We start from the raw sequence: 26,514 nt of genomic DNA, 5'->3' as shown, positions 1-26,514 counted from the left end.
GACAATGCTTATCGCGAAAGATCAATGAGGGAGTCGCGGCGGATCAGTTTTCCGCTGAAGGTTTTCGGCGGTGTGTAAGCACCACCATCGAGCATAAATATCAGCCGCCCAATTATTTCCTGAATCATCTCAGTCACCGGAATTTTTACGCTGGAGAGCGCCGGAACGGTGTAGGGGGCAATTGCGATATCATCAAATCCAATAACCGACACTTGCCCCGGCACCGCTACACCACGGTCATGCAACGCTTTCATCGCACCTATCGCCATATCGTCGTTACTGGCAACTAACGCGCTAAATTTAGCCCCACGTTCGAGCAACGTTTCTACCCCTTCGGCCCCGCTGGCAGGCGTCCATTTACCGTTAGCGATAAGTTTTTCATTGAGTGCAATACCATGCTGCGCCAGCGCGTCTTTATATCCGGCAAGGCGTTCAATGCTGGTGGGGGAATCCATCGAACCGGTAAGGAAAGCAATCTCCTGATGTCCGGCGTTTATCAACTCTGCCACGGCGTTAAAGCTGGTCTGTTTATGATCGCACCAGACGCTATGGCTGCTGTTTTTGCGCAGGCGGCGATTGAGCACCATTATCGGCTGACTTTGTGCGTCAATGATGTCATCAATCTCATCCACGTTTAAAAAGCGCGGGTAAATCATAATGGCGTCGCAGCGCAGATCCAGCAGATACTGAATCGCCTGGCGCTCTTCTTCGGCGCTATGTTTGCCATCTGCCAATAGCAGCTGACGCCCTTTCTCTTCCGCCATTCTCGCAGTATGAAACAGTAATTCACTAAAATAAATGCCGTGGTAAAGCGTGTTAGTCACTACCAGCCCCAGCGTCTGAGTACTCTTCGCTGACAGATTGCGCGCCAGCAAATTTGGGCGGTAACCGCTCTCTTCCACCGCCTGAAACACGCGATCTTTAGTTTCCTGGCTGACGTAGCCATTACCTGAAAGCACGCGGGAAACGGTCGCTTTTGAAACCCCGGCGCGCTTCGCCACTTCCAGCATCGTCGTCATCATTTTCATCCCTTTACACGCAATCAACGCAGTGTACTGCACCGTTGGCTGATTGTCCTTGCGCAAGCAGCGGGAAAAATATTCAGGTGACCGGTTTCACAAATATAAAAAATGAGCAATTAACTCTCTTGCTTAATCAGCATCAACTATTCATGATTTTGTGAAACCGGTTTCTTAATTCCGTTTCAGCATCGGCAATTTCCCGTCACGTCGACTGATAACAACTACCTCTACCCTACTGATAACAGGATAAAATCCGATGGCCAAAAATTATGCGGCGCTGGCACGCTCGGTGATAGCGGCACTGGGCGGCGTTGATAACATCTCGGCAGTCACGCACTGTATGACGCGTTTACGCTTTGTTATCAAAGATGATGCACTGATCGACAGCCCAACGTTAAAAACTATCTCCGGCGTGCTCGGTGTGGTACGTAGTGACAACCAGTGTCAGGTGATTATCGGTAATACGGTTTCGCAGGCCTTTCAGGAAGTTGTCAGCTTGTTACCTGGAGATATGCAGCCCACGCAGCCCGTGGGGAAACCCAAACTCACGCTACGTCGCATTGGTGCGGGGATCCTGGATGCGCTGATCGGCACCATGTCACCGCTGATCCCGGCGATCATCGGCGGATCAATGGTCAAACTGCTGGCGATGATCCTCGAGATGAGCGGCGTGCTGACAAAAGGATCGCCGACCTTAACCATTCTCAATGTGATTGGTGATGGTGCTTTCTTCTTCCTGCCGCTGATGGTCGCTGCTTCTGCCGCCATCAAATTTAAAACCAATATATCGCTGGCGATTGCCATTGCGGGTGTGCTGGTACATCCGAGTTTTATTGAGCTGATGGCGAAAGCGGCCCAAGGTGAACATGTTGAATTTGCCCTGATTCCGGTCACCGCGGTGAAATACACCTACACAGTGATCCCGGCGCTGGTGATGACCTGGTGCCTGTCATATATCGAACGCTGGGTGGACAGTATTACGCCAGCGGTGACGAAAAACTTCCTCAAGCCAATGCTGATTGTGTTGATTGCCGCACCGCTGGCAATCCTGCTGATTGGCCCGATTGGTATCTGGATCGGTAGCGCCATTTCGGCGCTGGTTTACACCATTCATGGTTATCTGGGCTGGCTTTCAGTCGCCATTATGGGCGCACTGTGGCCTCTGCTGGTAATGACCGGGATGCACCGCGTCTTTACGCCAACCATCATTCAAACTATTGCCGAAACCGGCAAAGAAGGGATGGTCATGCCGTCAGAAATCGGCGCTAACCTGTCGCTGGGCGGTTCATCGCTGGCGGTGGCGTGGAAAACAAAAAACCCGGAACTGCGCCAGACGGCGCTGGCTGCGGCGGCATCAGCCATTATGGCGGGGATTTCCGAACCCGCGTTATACGGCGTGGCGATCCGCCTGAAACGTCCGCTTATCGCCAGTCTTATCAGCGGTTTTATTTGCGGCGCGGTTGCCGGTATGGCGGGGCTTGCCAGCCACTCAATGGCAGCGCCGGGATTATTTACCAGCGTGCAGTTCTTCGATCCGGCGAATCCAATGAGCATCGTCTGGGTGTTCGCCGTCATGGCGCTGGCGGTCGTGCTGTCATTTATCCTCACACTGTTGCTCGGCTTTGAGGATATTCCTGTTGAGGAAGCGGCTGCCCAGGCACGAAAGCATCAGAGCGTACAACCAACCGTCGCCAAAGAAGTAAGTCTTAATTGAGGATGAAAATGTCAGTATTTCCGCAAGGTTTTTTATGGGGCGGCGCGCTTGCCGCCAACCAATCTGAAGGTGCGTACCGTGAAGGTGGCAAAGGGCTGACCACGGTCGATATGATCCCGCACGGCGAACATCGAATGGCGGTGAAACTGGGGCTGGAAAAACGTTTTCAGTTGCGCGATGACGAGTTTTATCCCAGCCATGAGGCGACGGATTTTTATCATCGTTATAAAGAAGATATCGCCCTGATGGCAGAGATGGGATTCAAGGTTTTTCGCACCTCGATTGCCTGGAGCCGCCTCTTTCCGCAGGGCGATGAACTGACGCCCAATCAGCAGGGCATTGCTTTTTATCGTTCTGTCTTTGAAGAGTGTAAAAAGTACAGTATCGAACCGCTGGTCACGTTGTGTCACTTCGACGTGCCGATGCATCTGGTCACTGAATATGGCTCCTGGCGTAACCGCAAGCTGGTGGAGTTTTTCAGCCGCTACGCCCGGACCTGCTTTGAAGCATTTGATGGCCTGGTGAAATACTGGCTCACCTTTAATGAAATCAACATCATGTTGCATAGCCCGTTCTCCGGCGCGGGTCTGGTTTTTGAAGAAGGAGAAGATCAGGATCAGGTGAAATATCAGGCAGCGCACCACCAGCTGGTTGCCAGTGCGTTAGCTACCAAAATCGCCCATGAGGTTAACCCGCAAAATCAGGTGGGCTGTATGCTGGCGGGCGGCAACTTCTACCCTTACAGCTGCAAGCCGGAAGATGTCTGGGCAGCGCTGGAGAAAGACAGGGAAAACCTGTTTTTTATCGATGTGCAGGCGCGGGGCGAGTATCCGGCTTACTCTGCCCGCGTATTTCGCGAAAAAGGGGTAACCATCGACAAAGCATCGGGCGATGATGAAATCCTGAAAAACACCGTCGATTTTGTCTCTTTCAGCTATTACGCCTCACGCTGCGCCTCGGCGGAGATGAACGCCAACAACAGCAGTGCGGCGAACGTGGTGAAATCGCTGCGTAATCCGTATCTACAGGTGAGCGACTGGGGCTGGGGAATTGATCCACTCGGTCTGCGTATCACCATGAATATGATGTACGATCGTTATCAGAAGCCGCTGTTTCTGGTGGAAAACGGCCTCGGCGCAAAAGATGAATTTGCTGCCAACGGTGAGATTAACGATGACTATCGCATCAGCTATTTACGCGAACATATCCGCGCAATGGGCGAAGCGATTGCAGATGGCATTCCGCTGATGGGCTACACCACCTGGGGCTGTATTGATTTAGTTTCCGCCTCAACGGGTGAAATGAGCAAACGCTACGGTTTTGTCTACGTAGACCGTGACGACGCAGGCAACGGTACGCTGACGCGCACGCGTAAGAAATCGTTCTGGTGGTATAAAAAAGTAATTGCCAGTAATGGGGAAGATTTAGAGTAAGTAACCGTGCCGGATGCGGCGTGAACGCCTTATCCGGCCTACGTGTCGCACGAACCAGGAAAGCCCGATAAGCGCAGTGCATCGGGCAATTTAGCATTTGGCATCAGAGCTGGTTCACCCCATCAAGAACATCCCTGTCCTGATTCCTTATTGAAAAACTACTCTTCTTCCACCGCTAGCTGCGCAAATCCACCATTCCCTTCCCAGCCTTCCAGTCGCTGATAAACGGTTTCTACCGCATCTTTAATCGGCTGGGTCATCGGGTAGTAAAAGCCGACGATATCCGGCTGGATGCCGAGGAAAATCACTTCGCCAATGTCTTCTTTTAACTGGTCGATAAGGTAGTTCAGCGGCATGTTATGGGTAGTCATCATAAACATCTCGGCGATGTCATCCGGATCGATGATGCGGATCTCGCCGGGGTTTAGCCCCATATCCGTGGCGTCGACAATCAGCAGTCGCGTCGGGCGCAGTTCGCGGATGGCGACAATGTCGTTTTCCGGTGCGCTACCGCCGTCAATCACCACCCAGTTACCTTTCGGCGCGGCGGCGCACTTTTCCGCCAGCAGCGGACCTGCGCCATCATCGCCCATCATGCTATTGCCAACACAGAGTAAAACGTCAGTCACGCAGTCTCCTCACCATCAAATAGATGGCATTTTCCTGATAAATATCATGCAGCATACTTAACAGCATGGTACTCCATTCTTTCTGCTGCAAAGTTTGCGTTGCCCGGGCTTTATCGAATGCGTTGGCCAGCATCGGCACATGGTTAATGTCGATAACGATCTCACCATATTTCGGCACGCCTTCCATTTTACGGCGGGCTTCACTGCCCGCCTCCAGAGTGGCAATCCATGCCAGATATTCATCCCACGGGCAGGTGAGCGCGGCTTCCAGGCAATCGATAACCCCAAGGTGGTGACCAATCGCCAGGCTGTAATAGACCACCTGCTGCGCCTCGGCGGGCGTGGCATCGTTCTCATCAATAAATTTACGGCTCAGTTGACTGAACACCACCTTTTCACTCATCGAATACGCGCCTCTTCAACAACATGATTCAGATGGCTGACAATCTCGTTCAGACGCGGATCGTTTTCCGCTTCCAGCCAGCGTGCAACCTGCTCTTCACCCTGCCCTAACTGCGTCAGGAAATCATCGGCAATCTGGCGACCGTAACGATAACCCGCCAGGCGGCGTGCTTCGCGATCTACTTTTACACGCAGCGGCTGCACCATATCGCCATGCAGGATCTCTGCCGGTTGTTCATCCAGTTCACCCGGCCCACGGGCGTGAATTTTCTGCTCCAGCAGGCCGAGCGCCATTGCAAAGCCGTACAGCGTGGCGGCTGGCGTTGGCGGGCACCCCGGAATGTAGACATCCACCGGGACGATTTTATCCGTACCCCCCCACACGCAGTAGAGATCGTGGAAGATCCCGCCGCTGTTACCGCAGGCACCGTAGGAGATACAGATTTTCGGGTCCGGCGCGGACTGCCACGCACGCAGCGCAGGGGATCGCATTGCACGGGTGACCGCGCCGGTAAACAGTAAAATATCCGCATGACGCGGAGACGGAACGACTTTAATGCCGAAGCGTTCTGCATCGAACAGCGGCGATAAGGTTGCGAAAATTTCAATTTCGCAGCCGTTGCAGCCGCCGCAGTCCACGCGGTAAACGTAGGCAGAACGTTTGATTTTTTTCAGTAACGACGCCTTCATACTGGCGATGGATTCATCCACCGTCATCGGGACCGGAATGCCGTTGGCGTCACGGGGGCCTAATAAATTGCTCATCAGATGGCCTCTTTCATATGGCGAGTCAGTTCAATACGGTCGGACGGCACCAGGCATTTCTGGCGCTTACATTCCGGGCAAGTCTCAAAGCTTTCGCGGTGGTTTTCCGCGCGGCTGTCACCATTGTGCTTAAGCAGCGCAATGGCGTAGTCGATCTCTTTCTGGACGGCGAAAGGACGATTACAGACGCGGCAGTTGCACAGCGCGAAGCGAGACTGTTGCAGGAAATCTTCTTTCTTCCACACAGCCAGTTCGTACTCTTGCGACAGTTTGATTGCCGCCGTCGGGCAGACTTCTTCGCAGCGTCCACAGAAGATGCAGCGTCCAAGATTGAACTCCCACGCCAGCTCACCGGTGGCGAGGTCAGTTTCAACCGTTAAGGCGTTTGACGGGCAGGCATTGACGCAGGCTGCACAGCCGATGCACTGCTGCGGGTTCTGCTCTGGCTTACCACGGAAGTTTTTATCAACCGCAATCGGCTCCAGCGGGTAAGACGAGGTCGCCGTGCCGGTTTTAATGACTTTTTTGATAAAGGTAAACATGGCGATTCCTTATTTCAGCGGCGAGTTTTTACGCTCAATGCTGTAGCGCTCAAGTTCTTTGTACGGCACCACTTTGCTCTTCTTCTTACGCACATCGACCACGGTCATGCGGTCGGTACAGGAGTAGCAAGGGTCCAGGCTACCGATAATCAGCGGCGCATCAGAAACGGTGTTGCCGCGCAGCATGTAGCGCAGGGTCGGCCAGTTCGCGTAGGTCGCGGCACGGCAGCGCCAGCGGTACAGCTTCTGGTTGTCGCCGGTCATGCTCCAGTGGATATCATCGCCACGCGGCGCTTCGGCAAAGCCCAGCGCAAAACGGTGCGGAATGTAGGTAAAGCCTTCCACCATCAGTGGGCCGCCAGGCAGGTTATCCAGACCGTAGTCAATCATGTTCAGCGCGGTATAGACTTCGTTGATACGCACTTTCAGACGGGAAATCACATCGCAGCCCTGCTCGCTGTGGACTTCCATTGGCAGTAAGCCATAGCCAACAAACGGGTGATCGGCGCGGGTATCGCGGGCGTGACCGCTGGCGCGGACCATCGGGCCGACGTTACTGAAATCGCGGGCAATTTCCGGGTCCAGACGACCAATGCCGACAGTGCGCTGTTCCATGTTCGGTGTGCTCAGCAGCACATCCACCAGCTCCTGCACTTCACGACGCATCTGCTGCGCCAGTTGACGGGTCTGGATCATGTCATCTTTCAGCAGATCGCGACGAATCCCGCCGATCAGATTCAGACCGTAAGTTTTACGCGCACCGGTAAGGATCTCCGCCATTTTCATGGAGGTTTCACGCACCCGGAAGAACTGCATAAAACCGGAGTCAAAGCCAGTGAAGTGGCAGGCAAGGCCAAGGTTGAGCAGATGCGAGTGCAGGCGTTCCACTTCCAGCAAAATGGCGCGAATCATCTGCGCACGTTCTGGCACCTGAATACCCATCGCGTTTTCCACCGATGTGGTGTAAGCGGTGCTGTGGGCAAAGCCGCAGATCCCACAAACTCGGTCAGAGAGGAAGGTCACTTCGTTGTAACCCATGCGGGTTTCCGCCAGTTTTTCCATGCCGCGATGGACATAGAACAGGCGGTAGTCGGCGTCGATAATGTTTTCACCATCAACGAACAGACGGAAGTGGCCCGGTTCGTCAGAAGTGACGTGCAATGGACCAATCGGCACGACATTGTTTTTCTTATCGCCCAGTTCGTTGATGAACTCGTAGGTTTCAGCATCAGTAGTTGGTGCCGGACGTTGACGATAATCCATGCTGTCTTTACGCAGCGGGTAGAGTTCATCCGGCCAGTCATCCGGCAGCACCAGACGGCGTTCATCCGGAAGCCCTACCGGAATCAAACCGTACATATCGCGCACTTCACGCTCGCCCCACACCGCCGCCGGAACGCGCGGCGTCACGGACGGATATTCTGGTTTGTTGGCGTCAACTTCGACGCGAACAGTTACCCAACACTTAGTGCCCTTCTCCATCGACAGCACGTAGTAAACGGCGTAATGACCATTCAGTTTGCGTTCGTCGTTACCAAACAGCACCGACAGCCAGCCGCCCTGTTTGTAGTAGAGAAACTCCACCACTTCCGGCAGATAGTTCACCTTCACGGTGACAGTCAGCTGATCTTTGGTCTGCCAGGCGTGGTCCAGCACGACGCCCGGAAATGCCTCATTCAGCGCGGCGAGATAATGTTGACCTAATTTTTCTTCAGACATGCTCAAACTCTCTTTAATCACGCCGCCAGCAAGGAGACGAACGCTAAAAATGCAAAGCCAAACCCAGCCCAGGTAATGCGCGGAGTAATATCAAGACGCAGACGGGCCATGCTGTTTTCGAACAGCGCGATAACCAAAACGCCAACCACCAGTTTGACGATGGCAATCACCAGCGCCAGCAGCAGCCCACCGGCGGTGAAGGTTTCCATTTGTCCCCACGGAATAAACACCCCGACGAACATCTGTAACACCACCAGCTGTTTCAGGCTGATACCCCATTTCATGACACCAAAGCCGCTGCCGCTGTACTCAGAGAGCGGACCTTCCTGCAGCTCCTGCTCGGCTTCCGCCAGGTCGAACGGCAGTTTGCCCATTTCGATAAAGGTGGCGAATGCGCAGGCACAGAGCGCCAGCATCAGCGGAATGCTCTGGCTCAGCGGCCAGTGATAAACGGTGTCGGTGATGTTGCTGATGTTGGTGGAACCGGCCACCTGCGCGGCGACCCACAGACCAAGCAGCAGCATCGGTTCAACCAGCACGCCCAGCATCGCTTCACGGCTCGCGCCAATAGCAGTAAACGGACTACCGGTATCCAGACCAGAAATGGCAAAGAAGAAACGCGCAATGGCGAAGAGATACAGTAAAGTGATCAAATCCCCCAGTTGCGGCAGCGGAGAACCGACAGTCACTACCGGCAGCGCGGTAGCGATAGTCAACATGACGCCAACCATTACGTACGGTGTCAGGCGGAACACCCAGCCGGAGGCATCGGGACCAACACTCTGACGACCCAGCAGTTTGATAATGTCGCGATACTCCTGCAACACGCCCGGCCCGCGACGGTTATGCAAGCGGGCGCGCGCCACGCGGGTAATACCGGAGAGCAGCGGCGCAACGGCAAATAACACCAGCGCCTGAATTAACGGATATAAAACACTCATTCTCAGGCTCCTCGTGAAACAATAATCACCACCAGCACCGCCAGTTCAACCAGCGCCATCCGGCGGAACAGCAACGCACTCCCCTCGCACTGCCAGCCCGGTACCAGCGACACCGGATTCAGCCATTTGCGCAGTTTCAGCACCGGCGCAAACGCCTGTTTCACCGGCATGGCAAAACCGTGAGCAGTAATCACCATTGATTTTTCATGGTCGTAGCCGCATACCCAGGCAGCGCCGCGGGAACGCGACGGCAGACGGTCGCCTTTGCAAATCGCCATAATGATGAATGGCAGCAGCGGGCAGGCAATCAGCAGCAACGTGATCATTGGTTGAGAAACGGTTGTATTAGCAGGCTCCAGCGGCAGAGGTACGGCAGCAGACAACATCGGCAGCAGCCACGGCGCAGCAACACCGCCAATCACGCAGCAAATCGCCAGTGCCACTACGCTTACGCTCATCAGGAGCGGCGCACAGGTGGCGTTTTCTGCTTCTTTGGTACGCGGCGCGCCAAGGAAAGTAACGCCATAAACTTTCGCCATACACATCACCGCCAGCGCACCGGTAATTGCCAGCCCCACAGCGAGCAGCGGCCCGAGAAGACGGGCAACAAACGCGCCACTATTGCTCAGTTTGAAGAAGGATTGATAGATAACCCATTCCCCGGCAAAACCGTTCAGCGGTGGCAGCGCAGCCATTGCCATCAGCCCGACCAACATGGCGATGGAGATAACCGGCATTTTTTTGCCAATACCGCCGAGTTTTTCGATATCGCGATGACCGGTACGGAACCAGACGCTCCCAGCCCCGAGGAACAGTACGCTCTTGAACAGGCTATGGTTAAGCAGATGGTACAGACCACCGACCAGGCCAAGGGCAATCAGCGCCGGTTGTTCGAGCGCGATACCCGTTACGCCAGCGCCCAGTCCCAGCAGGATGATGCCGATATTTTCCAGGGTGTGGTAAGCCAGCAGACGCTGGATGTTGTGTTCCATCAGCGCATACAGACCGCCAACGAACGCGGTGATCATACCGAGCACCAGCAGCGCAATTCCCCACCACAGTGGCGCATTACCGCCCAGCAGAGACAGGGTTAAAATACCCAGCAGGCCAATTTTCATCACCACCGTGGAAAACAGCGCGGCAGCTGGCGCAGAGGCGTTAGCATGAGCCTGTGGCACCCAGCCGTGCAGCGGGATAATCCCGGCCAGCAGGCCAAAGCCAATAACGCCGAGCAGCCAGATATCGGAACCGAGCGGCAGTTGCTGCATGCGCATATCCAGCAGGCGCAGATCCAGCGTGCCGTAACGTTGCCAGACCAGCCAGCAGGCAATCGCCAGCAGCAGAGTGCCAAGACGCCCCAGCGCAAACCACAGTTTGCCCTCTTTGCTGTTGCTGGTGAGGAACACCGCACACAGGGCCATGATTTCTGCCATTACTACGAACATGCCCAGATTGCTGGCAATGACGGCACAGACGGCAGCAGCCATCAACATATTGATCTGCAAGCCGTTACACTTCACCTGCGCATGGCGATGCCAGTCAATGTTGTAGAGGCTGACAAACAGACCGCACAAGCCGAGGGTAATCAGCCAAATCGCATTAAGCGGAGAGATTTGCACATCGTAGCTTACCAGCGAAAGCGCGCCGCTCACGCCAACCGCGCCAGTCAGCACAGTGAAGCCCGCGGCTGCCGTATACAGGCTACCCACCGCGCCGCCAATTCCGGCAATCCAGCCGCTTAGCGCTTTTTGAAAAGAAAAGAGAAATGCCAGAACAGCGGCGGCAACAAACCACGCCACGCCGCTATTGATCAGGGAAATTGCGCTCATTTAGCCTCTCCACTTTGAGCCTGCTGAAACAAGGTGAGATCGCCAAAGTCCGTGTTAAAGGTCAGCTCACGCTTACGCTTGCTGACGCGGGCGATATCGGTGTTATCCACCAAATGCAGGGCTTTGGTTGGGCACATCCGCACGCAGGCTGGACCTTGTTCATCAAAGCTACAGAGGTCACATTTGACGGCGATCGCGCGAATACCCGGCACCCAGTCAAGCAGCGTGCTGACACGCGCCGGAGCAGGCGGTGCCGGTGGTGCTTTCGGGGTATTGGCGTTTGCCGGAATATCCAGCGGACGGCTGCCGGAAAATTCGATTGCGCCAAACGGGCAGGCGATGCCGCACAGTTTGCAGCTTACGCACAGACTTTCATTTAGCTGCACAGCCCCATCAACGCGGGTGATGGCGTTAACCGGGCAGACCGTTGCGCAAGGTGCATCTTCACAGTGGTGGCAAAGTTGTGGCGCAGATTCTTTTTCATTCAACATCACTCGCAGGCGCGGCATAGATTGCAGCCCATGCTGGCGATGCGTCTCTGAACAGGCAGCTTCACAGGTGTGACAGCCGATACAGAGCGTGGAGTCAGCAATTACAAAACGATTCACCAGTCATTCCTCAGGTGATTGTCATTTTTGACGAAAACATGCCGATGAGATGTCATTTTTGACATCCCTCGACACGCCCATTTCCAGTTAGTTGTGATGCAGTACAACGCCCGTGACGGCGCTATACGGACAAAACGGCGGCTTATACGACCGGGCTTTGCTCATCAATCAGTAAGCCCAGATCCACTGGCGCATTACTTTCTACAGCGGCATACAGGCCGTCATAGACGCGGGCGATTTTGCCGAGATAGTGTTCAAGCACTTGCTCGCGATCACGGTTGCTGATCTCACCGTCTATCTTGCCGTCTATTGACAACTCTGCTCGCCCAATCAGTTGTTTACTGTTGGGCTCTTTGGATTCGATGTAATACTCAATGATGTGATTATTAAAACCATCCGCCAGGGTGACGTAGATACGGAAGTGTTCGAAGAGAACGAAGCAGAGGTCTTTTTCTGCCGCACAACTCATTCCGTGATGCAAATGTGCTTTTGATAGCGTGATCCCCTGGACCAGTGAGTTGCAGTAAATATGCCACTGGTCCTGTAGGCGACGGTGCCGCTGCGCGATGTAATCGGCTTTTTCGCTTATTTCCCAAATAGTCATGTCAGGTTACCCGGTTAACAGAGACGACCAGCTATAAGCATTTTTCATGCCATTTTTTAACTCATTGTTTTATCAGTAAATCACCTGAATCACTGTGATTTTTGACGCTGTGATGACATGTCATTTCGTCATTATCGTCACCAGAGGCTGTAGCGATTAAAACAGGATGGCACAGATATTGCTTATCCCGGAGATACGATGACGGGAGGCAATATGCACGAAATAACCCTCTGCCAACGGGCACTGGAATTGATCGAACAGCAGGCCGCAAAACACGGCGCAAAACGCGTAACTGGCGTCTGGCTCAAAATTGGCGCATTTTCTTGTGTCGAAACCAGCTCTCTTGCCTTTTGTTTTGATCTGGTTTGCCGCGGCAGCGTGGCGGAAGGTTGTAAACTGCACCTCGAAGAACAAGAGGCCGAATGCTGGTGTGAAACATGCCAACAGTATGTGACGCTACTGACCCAGCGCGTCCGCCGCTGTCCACAGTGTCATGGTGACATGCTACAGATTGTGGCAGACGACGGTTTACAGATTCGGCGGATAGAAATAGACCAGGAGTGAGCGATGTGTACAACATGCGGTTGCGGTGAAGGCAACCTGTATATCGAGGGTGATGAACATAACCCTCATTCCGCGTTTCGTAGCGCGCCATTTGCCCCGGCGGCACGCCCGAAGATGAAAATCACCGGCATTAAAGCGCCTGAATTTACCCCCAGCCAGACTGAAGAAGGCGACCTGCATTACGGTCATGGCGAAGCGGGCACTCACGCGCCGGGCATGAGCCAGCGTCGGATGCTGGAAGTCGAAATTGACGTGCTGGACAAAAATAACCGTCTGGCTGAACGCAACCGCGCGCGCTTTGCTGCCCGCAATCAGTTGGTACTCAACCTGGTTTCCAGCCCTGGTTCCGGTAAAACCACGCTGCTGACTGAAACCTTAATGCGCCTGAAAGATAACGTTCCGTGTGCGGTGATTGAAGGCGACCAGCAAACCGTGAACGATGCCGCGCGCATTCGCGCTACCGGCACGCCAGCGATTCAGGTGAATACCGGTAAAGGTTGCCATCTTGACGCACAGATGATCGCCGACTCCGCGCCGCGCCTGCCACTGGACGATAACGGTATTCTGTTTATCGAAAACGTTGGCAACCTCGTATGTCCGGCGAGCTTCGATCTCGGTGAAAAACACAAAGTGGCGGTGCTTTCCGTTACCGAAGGTGAAGACAAACCGCTGAAATATCCACATATGTTTGCCGCCGCCTCACTGATGCTGCTCAACAAAGTTGACCTGCTACCGTATCTCAATTTCGACGTTGAGAAGTGCATCGCCTGCGCCCGCGAAGTCAATCCAGAAATTGAAATCATCCTTATTTCAGCCACCAGCGGCGAAGGGATGGACCAGTGGCTGAACTGGCTGGAGACACAGCGATGTGCATAGGCGTTCCCGGCCAGATCCGCACCATTGACGGCAACCAGGCGAAAGTCGACGTCTGCGGTATTCAGCGCGACGTCGACCTAACGTTAGTCGGCAGCTGCGATGAAAACGGTCAGCCACGCGTGGGCCAGTGGGTACTGGTTCACGTTGGCTTTGCCATGAGCGTAATTAATGAAGCCGAAGCGCGCGACACCCTCGACGCCTTACAAAACATATTTGACGTTGAGCCGGATGTCGGCGCGCTGTTGTATGGCGAGGAAAAATAATGCGTTTTGTTGATGAATATCGCGCGCCGGAACAGGTGATGCAGTTAATTGAGCATCTACGCGAACGTGCTTCACATCTCTCTTACACCGCTGAACGCCCTCTGCGAATTATGGAAGTGTGCGGCGGCCATACCCACGCCATTTTTAAATTCGGCCTCGACCAGTTACTGCCGGAGAACGTTGAGTTTATCCACGGTCCGGGTTGCCCGGTATGTGTACTGCCGATGGGAAGAATCGACACCTGCGTGGAGATTGCCAGCCATCCGGAAGTCATCTTCTGTACCTTTGGCGACGCCATGCGCGTACCAGGGAAACAGGGGTCGCTGTTACAGGCAAAAGCGCGCGGTGCCGATGTTCGCATCGTTTACTCGCCAATGGATGCGTTGAAACTGGCGCAGGAGAATCCAACTCGTAAAGTGGTGTTCTTCGGCTTAGGGTTTGAAACCACCATGCCGACGACGGCCATCACTCTGCAACAGGCGAAAGCCCGCGATGTGCAAAATTTTTACTTTTTCTGCCAGCATATTACGCTGATCCCAACGCTACGCAGTTTGCTGGAACAGCCGGATAACGGTATCGATGCGTTCCTCGCGCCGGGTCACGTCAGTATGGTTATCGGCACCGACGCCTATAATTTTATCGCCAGTGATTTTCATCGTCCTCTGGTGGTTGCTGGATTCGAACCGCTTGATCTACTACAAGGCGTGGTCATGCTGGTGGAGCAGAAAATAGCGGCCCACAGCAAGGTAGAAAATCAGTATCGGCGGGTGGTGCCGGATGCCGGTAACCTGCTGGCGCAACAGGCGATTGCGGATGTCTTCTGCGTCAACGGCGACAGCGAATGGCGCGGCTTAGGCGTGATTGAATCTTCTGGTGTACACCTGACTCCAGACTATCAACGATTTGACGCCGAAGCGCATTTCCGCCCGGCACCGCAGCAGGTTTGCGATGACCCGCGCGCACGTTGTGGCGAAGTATTGACGGGCAAATGTAAGCCGCATCAATGCCCGCTGTTTGGTAACACCTGTAATCCTCAAACCGCGTTTGGCGCGCTGATGGTTTCCTCCGAAGGAGCATGCGCCGCGTGGTATCAGTATCGTCAGCAGGAGAGTGAAGCGTGAATAATATCCAACTCGCCCACGGCAGTGGCGGCCAGGCGATGCAGCAATTAATCAACAGCCTGTTTATGGAAGCTTTTGCCAATCCGTGGCTGGCAGAACAGGAAGACCAGGCGCGCCTTGATCTGGCGCAACTGGTGGCGGAAGGAGACCGTCTGGCGTTCTCCACCGACAGCTACGTCATCGACCCGCTGTTCTTTCCTGGTGGCAATATCGGCAAGCTGGCGATTTGCGGCACCGCGAACGACGTAGCGGTCAGTGGCGCTATTCCGCGCTATCTCTCTTGTGGCTTTATCCTCGAAGAGGGATTGCCGATGGAGACGCTAAAAGCCGTGGTGACCAGCATGGCAGAAACCGCCCGCGCGGCAGGCATTGCCATCGTTACTGGCGACACTAAAGTGGTGCAACGCGGCGCGGCAGATAAACTGTTTATCAACACCGCTGGCATGGGCGCGATCCCGGCGAATATTCACTGGGGCGCACAGACGCTAACCGCAGGCGATGTTCTGCTGGTGAGTGGAACTCTCGGCGACCACGGAGCAACTATTCTTAATCTGCGCGAGCAACTGGGGCTGGATGGCGAACTGGTCAGCGACTGCGCAGTGCTGACGCCGCTCATCCAGACGCTGCGTGATATTCCCGGCGTGAAAGCGTTGCGTGATGCCACCCGTGGTGGAGTGAACGCGGTAGTTCATGAGTTCGCGGCAGCCTGCGGTTGCGGTATTGAAATTTCTGAATCAGCGTTGCCAGTTAAACCTGCCGTGCGCGGCGTTTGCGAACTGCTGGGGCTGGACGCCCTTAACTTTGCCAACGAAGGCAAACTGGTGATCGCCGTTGAACGCAACGCAGCAGAGCAAGTGCTGGCGGCGTTACATTCCCATCCACTGGGGAAAGACGCGGCGCTGATTGGTGAAGTGGTGGAACGTAAAGGTGTTCGCCTTGCCGGTCTTTATGGCGTGAAGCGAACCCTCGATTTACCACACGCCGAACCGCTTCCGCGTATATGCTAATTAAGATCGTTGATAGTGATATTGCCGCTCCCCTAATACAACGCATCTGGGGATATTAAGCGGCATTATCATCATTCTCGATCTACTCTTTTCTTGTAGTAATTTTCTTTTAGCACCGCAGGTTACGGTGCATTCCTGGATAGCAAAATGTCGTATACACCAATGAGCGATCTCGGACAACAAGGGCTGTTCGATATCACTCGTACGTTATTACAGCAGCCCGATTTGGCCTCACTGAGCGAGGCTCTTTCGCAACTGGTAAAGCAGTCTGCGCTGGCCGACAACGCCGCCATCGTGTTGTGGCAAGCGCAGACGCAACGTGCGTCGTACTATACGACGCGTAGCAGTAGCGGTCCGATTGCTTACGAAGATGAAACCGTACTGGCTCACGGGCCGATTAGGCGGATTTTATCGCGCCCGGATACCCTGCACTGTAACTATGCAGAATTTAGTGAAACCTGGCCGCAACTGGCCGCCGGTACACTTTACCCACAATTTGGACACTACTGCTTATTACCACTCGCCGCTGAAGGGCGGATTTTTGGTGGCTGTGAATTTACCCGTGTTGATGATCGTCCGTGGAGCGAAAAAGAGTTTTCACGCCTGCAAACCTTTACCCAAATTGTCTCAGTGGTTGCCGAGCAAATTCAAAGCCGGGTGAGTAACAATATCGACTATGACCTGCTTTGTCGTGAGCGGGATAATTTCCGCATCCTGGTGGCGATAACCAATGCGGTGTTATCACGACTGGATATGGACGAACTGGTGAGTGAAGTTGCCAAAGAGATCCACCATTATTTCAATATCGATGACATCAGCATTGTTCTGCGTAGTCATCGCAAACATAAGCTCAATATCTATTCCACGCACTATCTCGATAAACATCATCCTGCCCACGAACAGAGTGAAGTGGATGAAGCCGGAACCCTGACCGAACGGGTCTTTAAAAGCAAAGAGATGCTGCTGATTAACCTCCACGAGCGTGATTCGCTGGCACCTTATGAACGGATGCTGTTTGAAACCTGGGGGAATCAAATTCAAACGTTATGCCTGCTGCCATTGAAGTCGGGTAATACCATGCTCGGCGTATTGAAACTGGCACAGTGCGAAGAGAAAGTCTTCACCACCGCTAACCTGAATCTACTGCGCCAGATTGCCGAACGTGTGGCTATCGCCGTCGATAATGCCCTTGCCTACCAGGAAATTCATCGTTTGAAAGAGCGTCTTGTCGATGAGAACCTCGCCCTGACCGAACAACTGAATAACGTCGAGAGTGATTTTGGTGAAATCATCGGGCGCAGCGATGCCATGTATCGGGTGATGAAACAGGTCGAGATGGTGGCGCAAAGTGACAGTACCGTATTAATTCTTGGTGAAACTGGTACTGGTAAGGAACTGATTGCCAGAGCGATTCACAATCTGAGCGGACGTAATAGTCGGCGGATGGTAAAGATGAACTGCGCCGCAATGCCAGCCGGACTGCTGGAAAGCGACCTGTTTGGCCACGAACGTGGAGCTTTTACCGGTGCCAGCACACAGCGTATTGGCCGTTTCGAACTGGCGGATAAAAGCTCGCTGTTCCTTGATGAAGTGGGCGATATGCCACTGGAATTGCAACCGAAGTTGCTTCGCGTGCTGCAGGAACAAGAGTTTGAACGGCTTGGCAGTAATAAGATCATTCAGACAGATGTGCGATTAATCGCCGCAACCAACCGCGATCTACAAAAAATGGTCGCGGATCGTGAATTCCGTAGCGATCTTTACTACCGTCTGAACGTGTTCCCGATCCATTTACCGCCATTGCGTGAGCGGCCAGAAGATATCCCGTTGTTGGTTAAAGCGTTCACTCATAAAATTGCCCGCCGTATGGGGCGTAATATCGACAGTATTCCTGCCGAAACCCTTCGCGCCTTGTGTGATATGGAATGGCCTGGCAATGTGCGGGAACTGGAGAACGTGATTGAACGTGCGGTGTTACTGACACGCGGTAACGTGCTGCAACTTTCGTTACCCGATATTGCCCCAGCGACGCAAGTACAGCCTCCTGTTGAGAAAGAAGTCGCCCAGGAAGGGGAAGACGAATATCAGCTTATTGTCCGGGTGTTGAAAGAGACAAACGGTGTGGTAGCGGGGCCGAAAGGCGCGGCCCAACGTCTGGGGATGAAGCGAACAACACTGCTTTCACGTATGAAACGATTAGGAATCAATAAGGATGCACTAATCCAGGGTATGCCATAATCAATATTCACGTTAAATGAATGGAGGCAATATGGCGGTTTCAGCACGTAATCAATTTACTGGCACGGTTAGCGCAGTCGCAATGGGTGCCGTCAATGATGAGGTTGAACTCACCCTGACAGGGGGCGCAAAACTGGTGGCGATTATCACCCATAGTAGCCAACAGGCATTGGGGCTGGAGAAAGGAAAAGAAGCCATTGCTCTGATTAAAGCGCCGTGGGTAACTCTGGCGACTGAGGATTGCGGCTTAAAATTTTCTGCCCGTAACCAGTTTGCGGGTCGTGTTTCTCAGGTAACTGAAGGTGCGGTCAATGCCACGGTACATATCAAAACTGATGCAGGTTTTGAGCTTGTGGCTGGTATTACCAATGAAAGCCAACACGAGATGAAACTGTCTCAGGGAAGCCGCGTAATTGCACTGATTAAAGCATCTGCCATTCTGATTGCGATGCGCGCTTAATCGCATGATGCCGGAGGGTCTTACTGCTTTCCGGCATTCTCTTTTTTCCGCTGATATCTCTCCGGCAACTCCGGTACCGGGCGCTTGTCGTCGATAAGATGACGCACGGTTAACATTGGATGGCGCCATAACATTCGCGGCCCCGCCCAGCGCATAATCTGCTTCATCTCCTCACGCTTAGCTGGCTGATAACAGTGCACCGGGCACTGCTTACAAGCTGGTTTCTCTTCGCCAAATATGCATTTATCCAGCCGTTTTTGCGCGTAGGCAAACAGCGCGTCGTAATGCCCTTCCTCAGTGGAAGCCTCAGGACAACGGCTTTGGTAGAGTGCAATCATTTTCTGAATGGTCAATTTTTCTCGAGCAATACGTTTGCCGGACATGCTGCCTCCTGACTTTGTAAGGTGCATTTATTCTACAACTTTATCGAGTGACGGGCTATTGTAGGTAGGATGGAGGAGACAACTGAATATTGGTGCGAAGAAAGGGGTGATTAATCAGTATGTCTGAGAAGCATAGCGCTTTAACATTTCCCAACCGTTCGCCGCATAATTACTATTCCGCTTTCACTTTCATTCCAGCGACAACCACATTTACCCCCAAATCTTTAAGGTGGCGTAATACCTGCACAGGCGTCCCCTGATTAACAATGACCGCATCAAACTCCCTTAAATGAGCGAACTGATACAAAGCGCGGCGCTCAAATTTAGTATGGTCCATCAATAAGAAACGCTTTTCTGCAGATTCAAACATCGCCCGTTTCGTTTCTACGGTTTCGGCTGACTGATGAAATACCGTATCGCCCATAATTGCCGACATACTGACAAAAAAGGTATTCGCCCGCAGGCCAGCAATTTCTTCTCGTGTCATATGCCCCATAAACGCATTGCACCAGTTGTGGTACTGCCCCCCCAGCCCTAATAAGGTTAAATCCCGGATGTTTTTAAGTTCATTCATTAAGGTCAATGAATTAGTAATCACGGTCAGAGGGGTTCTGGCTGGCAGGTAACGCGCCATCTGAAATACCGTTGTTGAGTCATCAAGAAAAATAGCCTGCCCAGGTTCAAGATAAGTCACCGCCACTTCGGCGATAGCCTGTTTCTCTTCCAGTTGACGGGTTGCGCGATAGAGATCGCTGGATTCAACCAGGCTGGTCGATGTTGCCGAAACCACGCCACGGGATTTATGCAGCAGTCCACGTTCGGCAAGCTCATCGATATCCCGGTGGGCGGTCATTAAACTAATACCGTAGCGCTCAGTGATCTCCTCAATACGAATCGCCCCTTCCGCCATAACCGCTTCAACAATGAGCTGACGACGCGCCAGCTGCCGTGCCTGTCGGCTATCGCCTGGCAGCGTTTCAGCAAGAAAGAGATTGAGAGAATGATCCTGAGACATTTGCGTCATAACACTTCCGGGTTTGTATTGCCGGGATTGGCAGCGAGTAATAAGAATATCATAAAGGGGGGCGAAAACGCCCCCGCGGGTCACGGCACTATTCTGACAACATAAACGGTGCCGTAATTTTAGCTGCGTTCTCTTTAGTGATTAAAATACAGTCAAATAACTGTTTCTCGGATGACGCGCCTGTTTTGCCGGTTTTGAGGAAAGTGTCAGCCTGTTCAATGGCTTTTGCCGCAAACGTGGCAACTGGCTGCATAACGGTATAAGCCAGTGTGCCGTCTTTTACCGCATCAACGGCATCTGGCGAACCATCAAAGCCGCCGACCGTTACCCCTTTCAATTTTCCGGCTTCTTTCAGTGCCGCTATTGCCCCTAATGCCATTTCATCGTTACCGCTAATCACCCCTTTCACATTGGGATTTGCCTGTAACAGTGATTGCATCTTGTTGTATCCCTGAGTGCGGTCCCAGTTTGCTACCTCCGACCCGGATTTCTTCAAATCAGGATACTGGCTAAGTACCGTTTCAAAACCGTTAGCGCGGGTTGCGGAGTTATTGTCTGAAGGTGGCCCTTTCAGTTCTACATAATCACCGTTATCGCCCACCAGTTGCACCCATTGCTGGGCCGCTAACGCCGCGCCTTGTGCGTTGTTAGAAACCAACTGTGCCTTCGCCAGCCCGCTTTGATTCAGTTCAGCATTAATCACAAACACCGGAATATTGGCGGCGATCGCTTTTTTCACCGATCCGATTGATCCATCTGCGTTAGCCGGATCGAGAATAATCGCTTTGGATTTATTGGTAATTGCCGTGTCGATCAGTTGGCTTTCGGTGTTGGTATCGCCTTTATGCGCACTAACCTTGGCGGTATAACCCATTTTTTCTGCCGTTTTTTGCGCAACGTCCCCTTCCGTTAGCCAGTAAGGGTTAGAAGGATCGTTAACGATAATGGTCATCAGCCCTTCCGCCCAGACTGGCGTGGCGAAGGCGGTCATCACCACGGTGGTTGCAGCCAGAATAAAACGTCTACTTTTGTTATACATAGCGTTGTTGCTCCGTTATTTTAGGGTACAGTTTTGGAACGATTTCAGAACGGATACAACCGGGTTCCGTGCTGGATAAAAACTCACTAACGCCCCCGACGACCGTATTGCAGGGTGTTGAGCAGCACTGCCAGAACAATCACCGCTCCCGTGAATACGGTCTGCCAATACGCAGACACACCAATAATGACCAGACCGTCAGAGAGAAAACCGATAACAAAAGCGCCGAGAAGTGTGCCGCGCACGTTGCCACGCCCGCCGGTCAGCGCAGCCCCACCGATCACAACGGCAGCAATGGCGGTAAGTTCGTAAGTCGTGCCTGCCGTCGGACCGGCAGAGGTTAGCTGAGACGAAAGCACCAGTCCGGCCATGGCAGCGCAGATCCCGGAAAGGACGTAGACGCTGATTTTGACGCGTTTCACCGGAACGCCCGACAGCTCCGCCGCGCGTTCGTTACCACCAGAGGCATAAAGCCAACGACCAAACGCCGTTTTGCTCAACAAAAAACCACAGGCCAGCGCGACTATCCCCAGAATCAATACGCCAATCGGCACGGTGAAGATTCGATTAAATCCTAACCAGTCAAAACCGGTATTTCCCAGAGATTCACTGCCCGAGAGCTTGTTGTAGGTCAGGCCGTTAGTAATGAGTAAAGCAATGCCACGGGCGACATATAAAGATCCGAGCGTTGCCACGAAAGCAGGCACCCGACACCATGCAATCAATATCCCGTTGACCAGCCCCACCAGTGCGCCGACGGCAAGTGTCAGAATCGCAACTGCCCAGACCGGGAGATAAAGCACGACGCCCAGCGCTTCAATATTGATCCCCTGCATCATGAAACCGGCACATACTCCCGCCAGCCCGAGCGTGGAGCCAACCGAGAGATCGATACCGCCATTAAGGATCACCAGCAGCATACCAATGGCTGGCAGGCCGAAAATCGCCACATGCGAGGCCATCGTCAGGAAATTTGCGCCGCTAAAGTAATTTGGCGAGAGTGATGAAAACACCGCAATAATCACCAGTAAGGCGATAAATGCGCGGCCTTCAAGCAGGATATGCGCAAGCCCTGGGCCTTTTTTGGTGCGTGGTTTTATCTCTGGCTGAATGTCCGCCAGCGACTGGGTTCTGTCTGTCATGGTTTTCGCTCCCGTTTTCATTGTTGTGCCACCACGGACTCACCGGAAGCCGCCATGATGCGCTCTTTGCTTACCCCGGAATCAAACACTGCCGAAATGCGTCCTTTACTCATCACCACCACCCGGTGAGCAATACTCAGACACTCACCGACTTCTGATGTGGAATAGATCACGGCTAAGCCTTTTCTGGCGTTTTCCGCCAGTAAACGGAAAACTTCCGCTTTTGCCCCAATGTCGATTCCCCGACTGGGTTCATCTAATAAAATCACCTTCGGATTGGTGGCTAACATTTTGCCTATGACCACTTTTTGTTGATTGCCGCCAGAAAGAGAACCGATTGCCGCCTCTCCCCCCGCCGTTTTGACGGTTACGGTACGAATGCTGTCCGCAATGAGCTGCTTTTCCTTTCGTGCCGATAACATCAGCCCGCGAATAAAGGTGTTAATGCTGGAAAGCGTCAGGTTTTCGCCCACGCTCATTGTCTGGACTAAGCCGTCTCGCTGGCGATCTTCCGGTACTAAAGCCAGCCCACTGGCGATACGCTGTGAGATGGAGAGAGAGGAAACATCCTGATCTTCAAGAAGAATGGTGCCGGAAGATTGGGATAAACGCCCCGCAACGCACTCCATAAGCTCCGTGCGTCCGGCCCCCATCAGGCCATAAATACAGACAATTTCTCCAGCCCGAACATCCAGCGAGAGGTTATCGACAAGCCGAATTCCTGCTTTCCCCTTCACCGTCAGGCCGTTAAGTGCCAACGCAGGCGACCCGAACGCATAGCCTTCGGGCGGCGATCCCAGGTCAAAGTGCTCACCAACCATGTTGTGCACAATCCAGTCGAGATCGATCTCATCGCGCCGTGCATACGCCGTCATCACGCCATCGCGCAGTACAACGGCCCGGTCGGTAATTTCCAGCGCTTCTTCAAGGTGGTGAGAGATATAAACAATGGCAACGCCGTGGCTGGTGAGATCGCGGATAACCTGGAATAACACATCGACTTCCGCCGCACTCAGCGCCGATGTCGGTTCATCCATAATGAGGATTTGCGAATTCACCGACAACGCGCGGGCAATTTCGACGATTTGTTGCTGCCCGAGGCGAAGGTTTTCCACTGGTGTTAGCGGATCAATATCTTCTTCCAGGGAACGCATCAAAAATTCGGTGATGCGATATTCTTCGGCGTAATCCACCACGCCCGAGGTTATGATTTCCCGCCCGATAAAAATGTTATCGCGCACATTCATATTCGGGGCGAGATTTAACTCCTGATGAATAATAGAAATACCGTTATTTCGCGCATCGGTGGCAGAGTCGAATATTTTGACTTCACCATTAAGGACAATCTCACCGCTGCTGGGAGTAATAATGCCGGAAAGAATTTTCATCAGTGTCGATTTACCGGCCCCATTTTCACCAAATAAGGTCGTCACTTCGCCGCGTCGGATATCAAAGTTAACGCCTTTCAGCGCATGCGTGGAGCCATAAACCTTACTGACATTGCGGGCAGAAAGAATAATTTCACCTTTCGTCAATGCGGGATGTAATTTTAGCTGTTTCATTTCGCCTCCAGACTGACAGGAACAACTAACCAGTTGCCTGGAGTTAACAGACGAAATACACCAACCACAGTGATATTTTTACCCGGCAGCGTTTCGCGATCTAACTTATCCAACAGCGTATTTTTTAATGTCCGGTTAAGCGCGGCCCCCGCATTTTGATATTCAATCTGGTTGGTGAAATCGCCAAAATGAATCTCCCCGGTGGCATCACGTAATTCCGTGCCGGTTAATACCGGGCCAGTTTGCAGGCGTAATTTCACATCTTCAGGGAAACCTTCAACGTGAATGTTATAAATACCGGATTTGCCCTCTCCCACCTGCCCCTCAAAGCGCACCGGAATCACCGGTAACGTCGAACCAACGCCATATTTTTTGACGGCCTCGGGTTGATTCGTTTTTAGCGCTTCGGCGAGTTGCGTGGCATCCACCGCTCGGGATTCGATGCTGCTTTTAACGCCGGGAAAAGTTTTATCTCCATAGATCTCAGCGGAAAAAATCCCTTCTTTTTCAGTCTGTTGTTCACTTATTTTGACCACCTTTGTATCGGCGGCCATTGCGATAAATACCGCGACAATCACGATGCCAATAACCGTAAAGCGCCTGGCGCGACGACGTGAATGTTGAGAAGCAAGTGCGGAAACACCAGACATAATGTTGACCTCACAGACAGTTAGCACAGGCGGGTTACCCCGACGCAATGTTATAAATAAGATAACTATATGTGATGAGAATTGTTCGTTTGTTGCCTTGTTGTCAACTGCAAGACGTTTGTTTTTATCGATAGCGCGATCTGGATCTAACATTTCTATCTCATAAACATTTCATCAGACTCCCCATAACACCGCGGCTCACTAACGAAAATAATCGGCTTCATGCGGCAAATTTGTGATCCATCCCGCTCTCCTGAGTGAAATTTATTCCAACTTAAGAAAAATAATTCACCAGTAATGTTAAGTTTGTGATAGATGTTAAGTAACGTTATTACTCAATAAAAATTACACGTAATTAACAAATATTTTTGCAACCACTGCGGTCAACCTGATAACAGAGGCATCGATGGATAATCGTGACATCATTCTTGGGCTGGACTCCGGCACTTCAGTCGTTAAGGCCGTGGCGTTTGATCTTGAGGGTGAACAAATAGAGTGCGCTTCCGTACGCAATAGCTATTCACGCAGTGCGGGCGGCGCAGCGCAACAGTCCATGGAACAGACCTGGCAGGATGCCGTGGTGTCTATCCGCAAACTTACTGAACGCGTGGAAAATCTGGCTGAACGTGTGGTTGCGATTGCTGTCACCGGGCAAGGCGACGGCACCTGGCTGGTGGGCCACCAAAACCGCCCGGTCGATGACGCCTGGATTTGGCTGGACGCCCGCGCCGCGCCTACCGTTGAGACTCTTTCGCGCTCACCGCTGGCGCGTGCGCGCTTTGAAGCAACGGGAACAGGGTTAAATACCTGTCAGCAAAGTGCGCAGATGGCGCATATGGACCGCTTTTATCCGCAGTTGCTGGACAACAGCGAGGTAGCGCTCCATTGCAAAGACTGGCTGTATCTGAATTTAACGGGTATCCGGGCGACCGATCCTTCCGAAGCCAGTTTTACCTTTGGTAATTTTCGCCACCAACGCTATGACGATCTGGTTATTGCGGCGCTGGGGCTTGAGCATCGTCACCATCTTCTGCCTGAGATTATCGACGGCAGTAACATCACCCACGCGTTAACCAAAGAGGCCGCGGCGCTTACCGGGCTACGCGCCGGGACGCCCGTCAGTCTGGGTTATGTCGATATGGTGATGACGGCGCTGGGAGCAGGCGTACATACCGGCGAGGCAAATACCGCCTGTTCGATTGTCGGCTCAACAGGCGTGCATCTTCGTAGCGTATCGACCGACAACGTGTGGCTTAACAGTGAGCAAACAGGGTATGTCATTCAACTGCCCTGCCCTGGTTATGTCACCCAGGTGCAAACCAATATGGCATCGACCCTTAATCTCGACTGGCTATTACATGTCGCCAGTGAGCTGTTGGCAAGCTTTGGTTGCGAAGTCAGCCACGCCAGACTGGTCCAGCATCTTGATCGCTGGCTCAGTGAGGCAAAACCCGGTGCCTTGCTGTATCACCCCTATATTTCCGAAGCCGGGGAACGTGGGCCTTTCGTCAATGCGAATGCGAGGGCAAGTTTTGTTGGCCTGAGTTATAGCCACGGTTTTGCGGATCTGGTTCGCGCCGTCATTGAAGGGATCGGCTTTGCCGCACGGGATTGTTATCTGGCAATGGGTGAGCAATTGCCCGGCGAATTACGTCTTACCGGTGGCGCGATTCGTTCGCCACAGCTTCGTCAGGTGCTATCAGCCTGCCTTGGCGTGCCAGTTCGCAGCAGCAAACGTGAAGAAGCGGGTGCCGCCGGAGCGGCAATGATGGCTGCCGTCGCTATCGGCGCGTATCCCTCCATGGAACAGTGCATTGCAACATGGGTAACACCGCTTCTCGATGCCCCTGAACCCCCATCTTCCGCGCTGACTGACCGTTACCAGCATTTATTTAACTGCTACCAGCAACTTCGCCGCGAACTGCCACCAGCCTGGAATGTATTAAATCCCCCGTCAGCCGCATGTTAATTTGATTT

At 53.1% G+C, this 26,514-nt stretch carries 26 protein-coding genes; 10 read left to right on the top strand and 16 right to left on the bottom strand.

All coding sequences use genetic code 11. From position 1 onward, the window contains the following. Nucleotides 1–8: 8 nt before the first annotated feature. Nucleotides 9–1,019: a DNA-binding transcriptional regulator AscG gene (gene ascG / locus K0335_RS17885; protein WP_048814553.1), complete on the bottom strand. Its 1,011-nt coding sequence runs from the start codon at nt 1,017–1,019 to the stop codon at nt 9–11. 259 nt (nt 1,020–1,278) lie between these two features. On the opposite strand from ascG, the gene ascF reads away from it, so the two are divergent. Beyond that, nucleotides 1,279–2,736, top strand: coding sequence for a PTS cellobiose/arbutin/salicin transporter subunit IIBC (gene ascF, locus K0335_RS17880; protein ID WP_104920127.1), 1,458 nt, complete (start codon nt 1,279–1,281; stop codon nt 2,734–2,736). An 8-nt stretch (nt 2,737–2,744) separates the two neighbouring features. Beyond that, nucleotides 2,745–4,169 (top strand): 6-phospho-beta-glucosidase AscB, encoded by a 1,425-nt coding sequence (ascB, locus tag K0335_RS17875; RefSeq protein WP_219393978.1) that lies wholly within the window; start codon nt 2,745–2,747, stop codon nt 4,167–4,169. Nucleotides 4,170–4,327: 158 nt separating this feature from the next. On the opposite strand, the gene hycI is transcribed toward ascB, so the two are convergent. From hycI to hycA, 9 genes are all read right to left on the bottom strand, one after another. Next, the gene (hycI, locus tag K0335_RS17870; RefSeq protein ID WP_000132961.1) at nt 4,328–4,798 is read right to left on the bottom strand and encodes a hydrogenase maturation peptidase HycI; all 471 of its coding nucleotides are present in this window, start codon (nt 4,796–4,798) and stop codon (nt 4,328–4,330) included. Then, complete coding sequence (gene hycH, locus K0335_RS17865) at nt 4,791–5,201, bottom strand: formate hydrogenlyase assembly protein HycH (protein WP_104920129.1); 411 nt, start codon at nt 5,199–5,201, stop codon at nt 4,791–4,793. The genes hycI and hycH overlap by 8 nt, the downstream gene beginning before the upstream one ends. Next, nucleotides 5,198–5,965, bottom strand: a complete 768-nt coding sequence (gene hycG / locus K0335_RS17860; RefSeq protein WP_000067390.1) for a formate hydrogenlyase subunit HycG — start codon at nt 5,963–5,965, stop codon at nt 5,198–5,200. The genes hycH and hycG overlap by 4 nt, the downstream gene beginning before the upstream one ends. Continuing rightward, nucleotides 5,965–6,507 carry a formate hydrogenlyase subunit HycF gene (gene hycF, locus K0335_RS17855; protein WP_000493785.1) on the bottom strand — a complete coding sequence of 181 codons (543 nt, stop codon included), beginning with the start codon at nt 6,505–6,507 and terminating at the stop codon, nt 5,965–5,967. The genes hycG and hycF overlap by 1 nt, the downstream gene beginning before the upstream one ends. Before the next feature lie 9 nt (nt 6,508–6,516). Further along, the gene (gene hycE / locus K0335_RS17850) at nt 6,517–8,226 is read right to left on the bottom strand and encodes a formate hydrogenlyase subunit HycE (protein WP_001288134.1); all 1,710 of its coding nucleotides are present in this window, start codon (nt 8,224–8,226) and stop codon (nt 6,517–6,519) included. Nucleotides 8,227–8,243: 17 nt separating this feature from the next. Next, nucleotides 8,244–9,167: a formate hydrogenlyase subunit HycD gene (gene hycD / locus K0335_RS17845; protein WP_046076157.1), complete on the bottom strand. Its 924-nt coding sequence runs from the start codon at nt 9,165–9,167 to the stop codon at nt 8,244–8,246. 2 nt (nt 9,168–9,169) lie between these two features. Further along, entirely contained in the window at nt 9,170–10,996 is a 1,827-nt protein-coding gene (hycC, locus tag K0335_RS17840) for a formate hydrogenlyase subunit 3 (RefSeq protein ID WP_001274402.1), read from the bottom strand. Further along, nucleotides 10,993–11,604: a formate hydrogenlyase subunit HycB gene (hycB, locus tag K0335_RS17835; protein ID WP_001079173.1), complete on the bottom strand. Its 612-nt coding sequence runs from the start codon at nt 11,602–11,604 to the stop codon at nt 10,993–10,995. The genes hycC and hycB overlap by 4 nt, the downstream gene beginning before the upstream one ends. Before the next feature lie 142 nt (nt 11,605–11,746). Continuing rightward, nucleotides 11,747–12,208 (bottom strand): formate hydrogenlyase regulator HycA, encoded by a 462-nt coding sequence (gene hycA, locus K0335_RS17830; RefSeq protein ID WP_046076155.1) that lies wholly within the window; start codon nt 12,206–12,208, stop codon nt 11,747–11,749. A gap of 213 nt (nt 12,209–12,421) precedes the next feature. On the opposite strand from hycA, the gene hypA reads away from it, so the two are divergent. The 7 genes from hypA (at nt 12,422) to K0335_RS17795 (ending at nt 18,737) form a co-directional block, all read left to right on the top strand. Continuing rightward, entirely contained in the window at nt 12,422–12,772 is a 351-nt protein-coding gene (gene hypA / locus K0335_RS17825) for a hydrogenase maturation nickel metallochaperone HypA (protein WP_001299100.1), read from the top strand. Nucleotides 12,773–12,775: 3 nt separating this feature from the next. Then, the gene (hypB, locus tag K0335_RS17820) at nt 12,776–13,648 is read left to right on the top strand and encodes a hydrogenase nickel incorporation protein HypB (protein ID WP_219393976.1); all 873 of its coding nucleotides are present in this window, start codon (nt 12,776–12,778) and stop codon (nt 13,646–13,648) included. Continuing rightward, nucleotides 13,639–13,911: a hydrogenase 3 maturation protein HypC gene (gene hypC, locus K0335_RS17815; RefSeq protein ID WP_181033349.1), complete on the top strand. Its 273-nt coding sequence runs from the start codon at nt 13,639–13,641 to the stop codon at nt 13,909–13,911. Before hypB ends, hypC begins: the two co-directional genes overlap by 10 nt. Then, nucleotides 13,911–15,032: a hydrogenase formation protein HypD gene (gene hypD, locus K0335_RS17810; RefSeq protein WP_001212982.1), complete on the top strand. Its 1,122-nt coding sequence runs from the start codon at nt 13,911–13,913 to the stop codon at nt 15,030–15,032. Before hypC ends, hypD begins: the two co-directional genes overlap by 1 nt. Further along, the gene (gene hypE / locus K0335_RS17805) at nt 15,029–16,039 is read left to right on the top strand and encodes a hydrogenase maturation carbamoyl dehydratase HypE (protein WP_032294347.1); all 1,011 of its coding nucleotides are present in this window, start codon (nt 15,029–15,031) and stop codon (nt 16,037–16,039) included. The genes hypD and hypE overlap by 4 nt, the downstream gene beginning before the upstream one ends. 147 nt (nt 16,040–16,186) lie before the next feature. Then, nucleotides 16,187–18,277, top strand: a complete 2,091-nt coding sequence (flhA, locus tag K0335_RS17800) for a formate hydrogenlyase transcriptional activator FlhA (protein WP_000122679.1) — start codon at nt 16,187–16,189, stop codon at nt 18,275–18,277. A gap of 31 nt (nt 18,278–18,308) precedes the next feature. Beyond that, complete coding sequence (locus tag K0335_RS17795; RefSeq protein ID WP_000301060.1) at nt 18,309–18,737, top strand: molybdopterin-binding protein; 429 nt, start codon at nt 18,309–18,311, stop codon at nt 18,735–18,737. A gap of 20 nt (nt 18,738–18,757) precedes the next feature. Here the strand turns inward: K0335_RS17795 and K0335_RS17790 are convergent, their stop codons facing one another. The 6 genes from K0335_RS17790 to K0335_RS17765 form a co-directional block, all read right to left on the bottom strand. Then, complete coding sequence (locus K0335_RS17790) at nt 18,758–19,120, bottom strand: nitrous oxide-stimulated promoter family protein (RefSeq protein ID WP_046081183.1); 363 nt, start codon at nt 19,118–19,120, stop codon at nt 18,758–18,760. A 172-nt stretch (nt 19,121–19,292) separates the two neighbouring features. Beyond that, the gene (locus K0335_RS17785) at nt 19,293–20,144 is read right to left on the bottom strand and encodes a DeoR/GlpR family DNA-binding transcription regulator (RefSeq protein ID WP_000192919.1); all 852 of its coding nucleotides are present in this window, start codon (nt 20,142–20,144) and stop codon (nt 19,293–19,295) included. 88 nt (nt 20,145–20,232) lie between these two features. Then, nucleotides 20,233–21,183: a D-ribose ABC transporter substrate-binding protein gene (locus K0335_RS17780; RefSeq protein WP_000282431.1), complete on the bottom strand. Its 951-nt coding sequence runs from the start codon at nt 21,181–21,183 to the stop codon at nt 20,233–20,235. Between the two features lie 86 nt (nt 21,184–21,269). After that, nucleotides 21,270–22,325 carry an ABC transporter permease gene (locus tag K0335_RS17775; RefSeq protein WP_223662831.1) on the bottom strand — a complete coding sequence of 352 codons (1,056 nt, stop codon included), beginning with the start codon at nt 22,323–22,325 and terminating at the stop codon, nt 21,270–21,272. Between the two features lie 17 nt (nt 22,326–22,342). After that, a complete protein-coding gene (locus K0335_RS17770) occupies nt 22,343–23,887 on the bottom strand; it encodes a sugar ABC transporter ATP-binding protein (protein ID WP_000811529.1) in 1,545 nt (514 codons plus the stop codon). Further along, complete coding sequence (locus tag K0335_RS17765; protein WP_024256810.1) at nt 23,884–24,537, bottom strand: DUF2291 family protein; 654 nt, start codon at nt 24,535–24,537, stop codon at nt 23,884–23,886. Before K0335_RS17765 ends, K0335_RS17770 begins: the two co-directional genes overlap by 4 nt. Nucleotides 24,538–24,943: 406 nt before the next feature. On the opposite strand from K0335_RS17765, the gene K0335_RS17760 reads away from it, so the two are divergent. Beyond that, nucleotides 24,944–26,506, top strand: a complete 1,563-nt coding sequence (locus tag K0335_RS17760; RefSeq protein ID WP_160193870.1) for an FGGY-family carbohydrate kinase — start codon at nt 24,944–24,946, stop codon at nt 26,504–26,506. Nucleotides 26,507–26,514: the final 8 nt, after the last annotated feature.

This window comes from Escherichia sp. GZ89 (assembly GCF_019366485.1).
Classification (GTDB): Bacteria; Pseudomonadota; Gammaproteobacteria; order Enterobacterales; family Enterobacteriaceae; genus Escherichia; species Escherichia fergusonii.
Note: the sequence above shows the minus strand (reverse complement) of the source record. Positions and strands in the feature narration are given on the sequence as shown.

Coding starts and splice junctions, on each gene's coding strand:
- K0335_RS17760 (WP_160193870.1), top strand. CDS start 24,944: ATGGATAATCGTGACATCATTCTTGGGCTGGACTCCGGCACTTCAGTC.
- hycG (WP_000067390.1), bottom strand. CDS start 5,965: ATGAGCAATTTATTAGGCCCCCGTGACGCCAACGGCATTCCGGTCCCG.
- ascG (WP_048814553.1), bottom strand. CDS start 1,019: ATGACGACGATGCTGGAAGTGGCGAAGCGCGCCGGGGTTTCAAAAGCG.
- hypD (WP_001212982.1), top strand. CDS start 13,911: ATGCGTTTTGTTGATGAATATCGCGCGCCGGAACAGGTGATGCAGTTA.
- K0335_RS17795 (WP_000301060.1), top strand. CDS start 18,309: ATGGCGGTTTCAGCACGTAATCAATTTACTGGCACGGTTAGCGCAGTC.
- hypC (WP_181033349.1), top strand. CDS start 13,639: ATGTGCATAGGCGTTCCCGGCCAGATCCGCACCATTGACGGCAACCAG.
- ascF (WP_104920127.1), top strand. CDS start 1,279: ATGGCCAAAAATTATGCGGCGCTGGCACGCTCGGTGATAGCGGCACTG.
- ascB (WP_219393978.1), top strand. CDS start 2,745: ATGTCAGTATTTCCGCAAGGTTTTTTATGGGGCGGCGCGCTTGCCGCC.
- hypB (WP_219393976.1), top strand. CDS start 12,776: ATGTGTACAACATGCGGTTGCGGTGAAGGCAACCTGTATATCGAGGGT.
- K0335_RS17785 (WP_000192919.1), bottom strand. CDS start 20,144: ATGACGCAAATGTCTCAGGATCATTCTCTCAATCTCTTTCTTGCTGAA.
- hypA (WP_001299100.1), top strand. CDS start 12,422: ATGCACGAAATAACCCTCTGCCAACGGGCACTGGAATTGATCGAACAG.
- hycF (WP_000493785.1), bottom strand. CDS start 6,507: ATGTTTACCTTTATCAAAAAAGTCATTAAAACCGGCACGGCGACCTCG.
- hycA (WP_046076155.1), bottom strand. CDS start 12,208: ATGACTATTTGGGAAATAAGCGAAAAAGCCGATTACATCGCGCAGCGG.
- K0335_RS17780 (WP_000282431.1), bottom strand. CDS start 21,183: ATGTATAACAAAAGTAGACGTTTTATTCTGGCTGCAACCACCGTGGTG.
- hycH (WP_104920129.1), bottom strand. CDS start 5,201: ATGAGTGAAAAGGTGGTGTTCAGTCAACTGAGCCGTAAATTTATTGAT.
- hycD (WP_046076157.1), bottom strand. CDS start 9,167: ATGAGTGTTTTATATCCGTTAATTCAGGCGCTGGTGTTATTTGCCGTT.
- K0335_RS17765 (WP_024256810.1), bottom strand. CDS start 24,537: ATGTCTGGTGTTTCCGCACTTGCTTCTCAACATTCACGTCGTCGCGCC.
- K0335_RS17775 (WP_223662831.1), bottom strand. CDS start 22,325: ATGACAGACAGAACCCAGTCGCTGGCGGACATTCAGCCAGAGATAAAA.
- K0335_RS17790 (WP_046081183.1), bottom strand. CDS start 19,120: ATGTCCGGCAAACGTATTGCTCGAGAAAAATTGACCATTCAGAAAATG.
- hycC (WP_001274402.1), bottom strand. CDS start 10,996: ATGAGCGCAATTTCCCTGATCAATAGCGGCGTGGCGTGGTTTGTTGCC.
- flhA (WP_000122679.1), top strand. CDS start 16,187: ATGTCGTATACACCAATGAGCGATCTCGGACAACAAGGGCTGTTCGAT.
- K0335_RS17770 (WP_000811529.1), bottom strand. CDS start 23,887: ATGAAACAGCTAAAATTACATCCCGCATTGACGAAAGGTGAAATTATT.
- hycE (WP_001288134.1), bottom strand. CDS start 8,226: ATGTCTGAAGAAAAATTAGGTCAACATTATCTCGCCGCGCTGAATGAG.